Raw genomic sequence first — 7592 nt, 5'->3', positions numbered from 1 at the left:
CGGAAGCACCAACTAGCTAAGAATCCCACGGCTTTAGCCGTGTGGAGTGTCAAAAACGCCTATACGGAGCCCTTGAACACGAGAGATTCAACAAAACTGAATGGTTCAACTAACGGGACACAATAGTTCAATCAATGATAACAGGGCAAGCCATCGCGGCACTGCCCTGTTTTGCTAAGCTAACGGGCACTCATGTTGAACAAGCAAATTCTGACGGAGGTGGCGGCATACCCCCTTAGCACTACAATATACTTGAACCGGCAATATAACCGGCCGTCTAACCAGTTTCACCGCACCAACTCGATCATCGACTTGCATCATCGGGGTATACAATATGGAGTGAAGCTGTGACCAGGCGAAGGAGCATTTTGGGAATACCAGCTACATCAACTGATTCTATGAATCAATAAAGACCGTATCATATGGGGAACTCTGTTTTAGGGCAGTTGATAAAAGGCTTGCCTTGCTGATTAGCTCTCGAAAAGATTGCGTAAAAAAGTCAGAAATGAGATTGTCGTTTGCAATTCCGACCGATGCGGATACCTTAACGTTTTGAATAGTGGTGGGTTGGGATATCGCATGCCCTAAACGCGTCGCATCGTTCTCATTGCGGCATGTAATTACAACAAATTCATCTCCCGCATATCTACATAGATAATCCCTTTCATCTGTTGCCGCCCGCAGGCGATTGGAATACTCGACAAGAATATCGTCCCCTACTGGATGTCCGTACAATTTGTTAATTTCGCCGTAGTTATCGAGATCGATAAAGAGCAGATGGAAGCTTTGGCGTTGATCCAGTAAATCCTCGCCGATTTGTTGGATATAGGGTGCGCGGTACAAACCAGTTAACGGATCTACGATTTGATTCAGTTTGATTTGAAGCGTTTCTCGAGTCACGATTCCGACGACTTGCTCTTCATGGATGACAGGCAAGCGTTCTATATGATGTTGTTCCATTGTTACCAAAGCATCCCAAGCAAAATCGTCAGGCAAAATGCTGACCGGGTTAGGGGTCATAGCGTCCGCCACAATCCGATTGGGATGGGAAGAACGGATATCCCGAGACGTAATGATCCCTACCGTTTTTCCATTTTCCAAGACGATAAGCGAGCCGATTTTAAGTTCATTCATCATGTCGGAAACGTGCTGGACACTTCGTTCTGATGAAACTGTATAAACCGGGGTTGACATGAAATCTGCCACCTTCATTACAACTCCACCTCCCGCTGAACGGATATCGATATTTTCAACTCGGAACGAAGAACCATGTTGTCGCTGATCGACCGATCCGCTTCTTCCAGAATGATTTGCATCAACACGCGTTCATCCAACATTTGGAGAAGAGAGTCTCGAATTAATATCGCTTCAATCTTGGCATGCTCCAACTTAATGATTGAAAATTGTTCCGGTGAGAGTGCCTGTGCCATTCGCTTTACCGCTTCCGGACCAATCGGCGCTTTTTTCCCGATGATTAATAAATCCTGCATTGGCGGAATTTCAAATTCAGATATTTTTAAAGAGAGCGTTGCTTTTCTGGAATAGAAAAAATTATCCTGCACTTTGATTTCTCCTTCATGTTCGGGTAAGACTGCACATCGTCGGGACTTCCTTTGGTAGAAAAGGAAATAATAAGCCGCCCCGATTGGGAGCAGCTTTGAGCTTGGAAGCAATAAATTTGGGAAACCCAGCTACCAGTGAACACTCCTGAGGTCTGACTGAAGACCTACATAAAATATGCTACTCTTCCTACAGATTCCCGTTAGTTACGACACAATCCTTCTTAATACCCGAATATTCGCCAAATAACGACCAACTCCTTCCGAACATGTGTTCATATAATCGAACTTTTACTGAAAAAAACCTTCGTAGAAAACGGAGGGGTTCACCGGAACGGAAAACGTCTACTTCGAATTGTGCTGCTCGAGCCGATAGGATCATAGCACTATACCGTTGAAGATATCGAAGCACACCTGCATTTGTGATACGTAACATGACAAAGAAGTTCTTTAATTTTGAGTGCTCAAACATACATAACACCGTCCATAAATACGGACTATACATTTTAGACGTTGTATGAGATATCAATAACACCATTCTTCCAGCCATTTCGCATATTCCTTCACTGTAATACATGTTCTAAATAGTGTATCTCTAAAATTCAAAAACCGCACATCCTGATTTTCATTCTCTTCATCCTCAAGTGTGAACAGATAATCTCTTAATTTGGTGCAAATGTGATCGAAGGCATGCAGACGTTAGAAACTTGATCCTGTACAATTGTAACAACTGAAAGTATTCATATGTAATATTTATTTATCAATAGGAGTGAACATCGGTGTTGAATACAGAGCAATTTTTGTTAGAACTATCGAAGCGAGTACCTCTGGAAATTATAGCTGATGGAGCAAATGAGGAGGACTTCAAACCAATCGAAACGGTTGCGGGATACGTACTTCCTGAGAGCTTCAAGATGTTATATGCTCTGCACAATGGTGAGAAGTCAGGAGAGCATCTATTGATGCTTGGTTTCTACTGGATGTCCCTGCAAGATATACTGTATGAGATGAAAGGTCAATTAGAGATTGCAGAGGAATATGAATTCGATACGATCTCTTACCAGAAAGAATATATTCAAGAAGTAACTTGGAGCCCCGGCTGGATTCCGTTCGCTGCTGATGGGACAGGCAATTATATTGCGCTCGATCTAACTCCGGGTGTACACGGCAAGGTTGGGCAGATCATAAGCTGTGGTCGTGACGAAAATGAAATGTGTGTAATTAGCGATTCACTAGAAGCTTTCTATGCATTCGTCATCGAGCAGTTCGATGCAGGCCGTTGTAGTTATGAGAAGGAACGAAGCTTTGTTCTCTGGAAGAATGGCCATCTGTTCGATGAGCTGAAAGAGATTCTCCTTCTTTCAACCCATGCCGAAGATAACAATTTCGAGAATTGGTGGAGCAGCTTGAATGATCAGTGGCAGCATGAGATTACTCGCTTATTTGGAAAAACACCAACTACTTTCGCTCAAGTGGAAGCCGTACGCTTTTTCTTTGTATGCGATGAAGATATCACCGATCTGACCCCCCTCTCAAAGTTCAAAAATTTGCGGGAATTGTGCCTGCTTCGTCAACAGATTGATGATCTAACCCCGATCTTATCATTAACGGATCTAAAAAAGGTAAGCCTGGCGCAAATGCCAGTTACGGATATCTCCATCTTCTCATCGCTCCCTGCTTTACAGGAGCTAGGACTATACAAAACTCGCGTGACCAATATCGAGGCTCTGCCTGAGTTCCCGGCTCTCAAAAAGGTGTGGCTGGAAGGACTAGTGCTGGACTCCATTGAGCCCCTTGTTCGTTGCAAGAAGCTTCAAGAGCTGTCTTTGTCTAACATTCCAGAGTCAGCCTATGGGTATCTAACTGAAATGAAGAAGCTAAAAAATCTGGAGGTATATGGAAGAGTGCAGAACATTGATTTCATTGCCAATATGAAAAAGCTAGTGTCACTGAGGCTAGAGCAGGTAGAGGACGGACGCTATGAGGTGTTGACGGCGCTTTCGAAGCTTAATCATATGACATGTACGTATCAAGTGTTTCATGAGACTCATCATCTGCTCGAACAGAAGCTGCATTACACACTGTTAGGTGAGAGTACAGAGGCTGAGATGGAAGCATATACGGAGTATGTGATGGGAGAACGATGATATGCTGTGATAAGATGCCTATCAGCATCGGAGCGAAAATAGGCTATGATACTAAAATAATTAGTAGAGATATCTACATATATTGAGTAAGCAGGACAAGAGCCCCGCCATTGCGGGGTTCTTTTTTGAGTTCTTTTTTGTATGCCCTTATCTGAGGAGACCATCCACGAAGGCGGTAAAACCGAGTCGTAAACCTGTAGTGTATAATGAAAAAAGTCATTTCAGTGAGGGCTGATTATTTTATATATGGCTTTTCAATGAACAAGGAGAGGGTTTTGTGCCGCTTTCATTCGAGGAGTCTATGGATTTGCGCAGCTAAGCGTTTAGGAGGAAGAGCATGTATCGCATTTTTATTGTGGAAGACGACGAGAAAATAGCCGCAGTGCTAAAAAGAACGATGGAGAAGTACGGATTCGAGGCTTCATGCGCCTCGCAATTTCGCGATCTGATGATAGAACTGAAGGCCTATGAGCCGCATTTGGTGCTGCTTGATATTAACTTGCCGTATTTCGACGGCTACTATTGGTGCAGGCAGATCCGGTCATGCTCCAGCATGCCGATTATCTTCATATCGGCGCGGGAGGGAGAGATGGATCAGGTGATGGCGATTGAGAATGGCGGCGATGATTACATTACCAAGCCGATTCCGTTGGATCTGTTAACCGCCAAGGTAAAAAGCGTGCTAAGAAGAGTATATGGCGATTACGCCGTTGCGACTGGACTGGCTTCAACGCCTGAGATTGAACTGAACGTGCATGGCTTACGGCTGAATCTCAGCCGTAATGAGCTGACATGGCATCAACAGAAGATCGAACTGACAAAGAACGAACAGCTATTGGCTGAATGCTTCCTGAACCACCAAGGCAAGACGGTCTCTCGGGATCAGCTTCTGGAAGCGCTGTGGGACGATGTGCAGTTCGTTGATGATAATACGTTGACCGTGAATGTGACGAGGCTTCGCAAGAAGCTGGAAGAGCTCGGACTCCCCAAGGCGATTGCGACGGTTCGAGGTGTGGGATATAAGCTGATCCTCGATGCAGACAGAGAGGAGCCGAATGCATGAAGAGCTCCTCGGCCATTTTATTTTTGCGTGATCGGCTCTCCTATCTGATTCTATGCGGAATCATTATCGGACTTGGTGCCGGATTGATGATGTTGGAGCATGCACATTACCCGCAAATGATAAATACGGGCACGATAAGCTATTTTGTGGTGCTTGCGCTGTTATTTACCTGTCTGTGGCTGGTCATTAAGTATATTCGCCAGAAAGCTTATTACAAGGAATTGAAGCATGCGATCGAAATGACCGGCGACTTGCACGCCACCACAACCGTTCAGTCCATCGTGACGATGGAGCAGCAGCTTGTCGCGCGTGTATTGGAGCAGCAGCATAGCGCATATCTCAACGAGCTCGGAACGTATCGCCGCCAGCAGGAGCTGCATAATCATTTCGTGCTGCAATGGGTTCATCAGATGAAAACACCTGTGTCGGTTATCGATATGCTCGTGCAGGAAGCGCTGCAGCAGCTTCCCCTGACCAAGGACGAGCAGAAGCGGTTCATGGTCAGCATGCAGGATGAGGCTGACCGTATGACACGAAGCTTGGAGATGCTGCTGTATACAGCGCGTCTCGACAAATTCGAGATGGATCTTCATATTCGGAGCATACCCATACACGACTTGATTCGTTCCGTGATCAATGCGCACAAGCGTCTCTGTATCCGTCATTCCATCTTTCCGCAGATGGAGGGTGAAGCTTGGGCGCAAACGGATGAGAAGTGGATGAGAGTCGTTCTGAATCAGTTCGTCAGCAATGCGATTAAATATAGTAAAAGCAAACCGGGCGCAAAGAAGCTTGTTTTCCGCGTTGAGCCGAATGGAGACGGCAGCGGCAAGCTGAGCGTGACGGACGAGGGATGCGGAATCGCACCCTACGAAATGCCGCGCATCTTCGATCCGTTCTTCACCGGAGAGAATGGACGAACTGCGGGGGAATCGACGGGGATGGGGTTATATTTGGCAAAGCAAATATGCAACCGGCTGGGGCACGTTTTGTCGGCCGAATCGGAGCTGGGTGCGGGCACAACGATGACGGTCACTTTTAATCCGGGCGGCATTCATATTCTCGGCAGCAAGGCGGATATGGACAAGCGGGCAAAGTGACAATTTTGTAAGATTTGCAGGCAGCCTGTTGTCATGAAAATCGATGGGTTCGATGTTCACCCTGATCTATACTTGCGTTGTTGAGATTGATAAATAATGGACACAGGGGGGACCAAATTATGATTGTACCGCAGGCAAATAGGATTGGCATGGATGCCGGGAGGGAATGCCGATGACGCTTCGCACGCTGGCGTTCAGCAACATTCGCGGCAACTTGCGATCGTACAGCGCTTTTTTTATGAGCAGCGTATTTTCTGTCATGATTTTTTACATCTACACCGCATTTTTGATTCATCCCGACGTGGCGAACGGTCATATGGTGGCAGCTGGAAAAATTACGCAAGGGATGATGTTCTGCCAATATATTATTGTCATTTTCTCGTTTTTATTTGTGCTCTATTCCAATTCGGCTTTTCTGAAAACGAGACAGCAGGAATTCGGCCTGCTCTCGCTATTCGGGATGAGCCGCATGCAGCTTCGAACACTAATCCTTTATGAAAATGGGGCGATTGCGTTGTTGTCCATCGGGGCAGGCATTGGTCTGGGGATTGCGTTCAGCAAGCTGTTCTATATGGCGCTTGAAGTGCTGCTTCATATGAACGAACCTATCGCATTTGCCGTTCCGCTGAAGGCGCTGTGGATCACGGCAGGCGGCTTCTTTCTCTTGTTCGGGGCAATATCAGCGTGGACGGCATGGAGGGTGGGACGTACCGGCATCATGGATATGCTCAAGGCCTCCAAAGAACCGGGAAGCCCTCCCGTCTTCTCGCGGTGGCTAGCCATGCTTGCGGTCATCTGCTTGGGCGCCGCTTATGGCATGGCATTAATCATGAACGGCGCGAACTTCGTTCTGTTGGCACCGTCTGTCATGGTGACGGTGACGATTGGCACCTATCTGTTGTTCACGCAGTTCAGCATCATGCTGCTGCGGTTCGTTCAGAGCAATCATCGCCTGTACTACAGAAGAACGAATCTGATTATCGTCGCCCAGCTTAGTTATAAGATGAAGAACAACGCCAGAATGCTCTTTATTGTCTCCATGCTGAGCGCAGTTATTGTGACGGCTTCGGGAGCCGTTTATATGATGGGACGAGCAGTGTTTGACGGTTATAAGACGCAATACGAAGATGCGCAGAGCTTGATGGCCTTGACGATGTTTATTGGCATGTTCATTAGTTTGCTCTTCTTCATTGCAGCGGGCAGCCTCATTTATTTTAAGCTGTTCACAGAGCTGCGGGAGGATCGGGCGCAGTGCGAAGCGCTGTCCCGAATTGGCCTGACAGAGGATGAAATTCAACACATCGTTGTTATGCAAATGAGTATGTTATTTTTCGTGCCATGCATTGTCGGTATCGTCCATGCCCTAATCGCGATGAAAGTGCTGGATAAGCTTATGATGCTGTCCAATTGGAGCTATTCGTTCATCGTAATCGGCGTTTATTTGCTTATGCAAACGATTTACTTTCTAATTACCTGCCACGATTATGTGAATAGCCTGCTGCGCGGAATTGATAGGCAAAGAAAGAGGAGAGTAACATGAGAACTTCAAGGAAATATCCAAGAAGATACACTTTAATCACAGCTTGCATGCTCCTGCTTGTATGCGTGTTGGCGGCAAATGGAATGGCAGCTTATGCGCAAGCGGGTGATCGTGCCGGTACTATCGGAAACGGGCAGCATTCCTATAATGAAGAAATATGAGATTTGAGAAACAAAAAGACTC

Annotated in this window: 7 protein-coding genes; 5 read left to right on the top strand and 2 right to left on the bottom strand. The window is 46.3% G+C overall.

The annotated features are described in order from the left end of the window. Nucleotides 1-396: 396 nt before the first annotated feature. Both LQV63_RS30850 and LQV63_RS30845 read right to left on the bottom strand, forming a co-directional pair. Complete coding sequence (locus LQV63_RS30850) at nucleotides 397-1194, bottom strand: GGDEF domain-containing protein (protein ID WP_233699593.1); 798 nt, start codon at nucleotides 1192-1194, stop codon at nucleotides 397-399. A gap of 17 nt (nucleotides 1195-1211) precedes the next feature. Then, on the bottom strand, nucleotides 1212-1562 hold the full coding sequence (locus tag LQV63_RS30845; protein WP_233699592.1) for a hypothetical protein: 351 nt from the start codon (nucleotides 1560-1562) through the stop codon (nucleotides 1212-1214). Nucleotides 1563-2338: 776 nt separating this feature from the next. Here LQV63_RS30845 and LQV63_RS30840 point away from each other — a divergent pair. The 5 genes from LQV63_RS30840 (at nucleotide 2339) to LQV63_RS30820 (ending at nucleotide 7570) form a co-directional block, all read left to right on the top strand. Further along, on the top strand, nucleotides 2339-3706 hold the full coding sequence (locus tag LQV63_RS30840; RefSeq protein ID WP_233699591.1) for an SMI1/KNR4 family protein: 1368 nt from the start codon (nucleotides 2339-2341) through the stop codon (nucleotides 3704-3706). A 337-nt stretch (nucleotides 3707-4043) separates the two neighbouring features. Continuing rightward, nucleotides 4044-4769: a response regulator transcription factor gene (locus tag LQV63_RS30835; protein WP_233699590.1), complete on the top strand. Its 726-nt coding sequence runs from the start codon at nucleotides 4044-4046 to the stop codon at nucleotides 4767-4769. After that, the gene (locus tag LQV63_RS30830) at nucleotides 4766-5869 is read left to right on the top strand and encodes a sensor histidine kinase (RefSeq protein WP_233699589.1); all 1104 of its coding nucleotides are present in this window, start codon (nucleotides 4766-4768) and stop codon (nucleotides 5867-5869) included. Before LQV63_RS30835 ends, LQV63_RS30830 begins: the two co-directional genes overlap by 4 nt. 172 nt (nucleotides 5870-6041) lie before the next feature. Next, the gene (locus tag LQV63_RS30825; RefSeq protein ID WP_233699588.1) at nucleotides 6042-7409 is read left to right on the top strand and encodes an FtsX-like permease family protein; all 1368 of its coding nucleotides are present in this window, start codon (nucleotides 6042-6044) and stop codon (nucleotides 7407-7409) included. After that, nucleotides 7406-7570 carry a hypothetical protein gene (locus LQV63_RS30820; protein ID WP_233699587.1) on the top strand — a complete coding sequence of 55 codons (165 nt, stop codon included), beginning with the start codon at nucleotides 7406-7408 and terminating at the stop codon, nucleotides 7568-7570. Before LQV63_RS30825 ends, LQV63_RS30820 begins: the two co-directional genes overlap by 4 nt. Nucleotides 7571-7592 lie beyond the last annotated feature (22 nt).

Origin of the sequence: Paenibacillus profundus (assembly GCF_021369635.1) — a bacterium.
Lineage (GTDB): Bacteria > Bacillota > Bacilli > Paenibacillales > Paenibacillaceae > Paenibacillus_B > Paenibacillus_B profundus.
This window is presented reverse-complemented; position numbering and strand designations above follow the sequence as displayed.

What these genes read in the sequence shown, in the direction of transcription:
- LQV63_RS30850 (WP_233699593.1), bottom strand. Translation starts at nt 1,194, where the DNA reads ATGTCAACCCCGGTTTATACAGTTTCATCAGAACGAAGTGTCCAGCAC.
- LQV63_RS30835 (WP_233699590.1), top strand. Translation starts at nt 4,044, where the DNA reads ATGTATCGCATTTTTATTGTGGAAGACGACGAGAAAATAGCCGCAGTG.
- LQV63_RS30830 (WP_233699589.1), top strand. Translation starts at nt 4,766, where the DNA reads ATGAAGAGCTCCTCGGCCATTTTATTTTTGCGTGATCGGCTCTCCTAT.
- LQV63_RS30825 (WP_233699588.1), top strand. Translation starts at nt 6,042, where the DNA reads ATGACGCTTCGCACGCTGGCGTTCAGCAACATTCGCGGCAACTTGCGA.
- LQV63_RS30820 (WP_233699587.1), top strand. Translation starts at nt 7,406, where the DNA reads ATGAGAACTTCAAGGAAATATCCAAGAAGATACACTTTAATCACAGCT.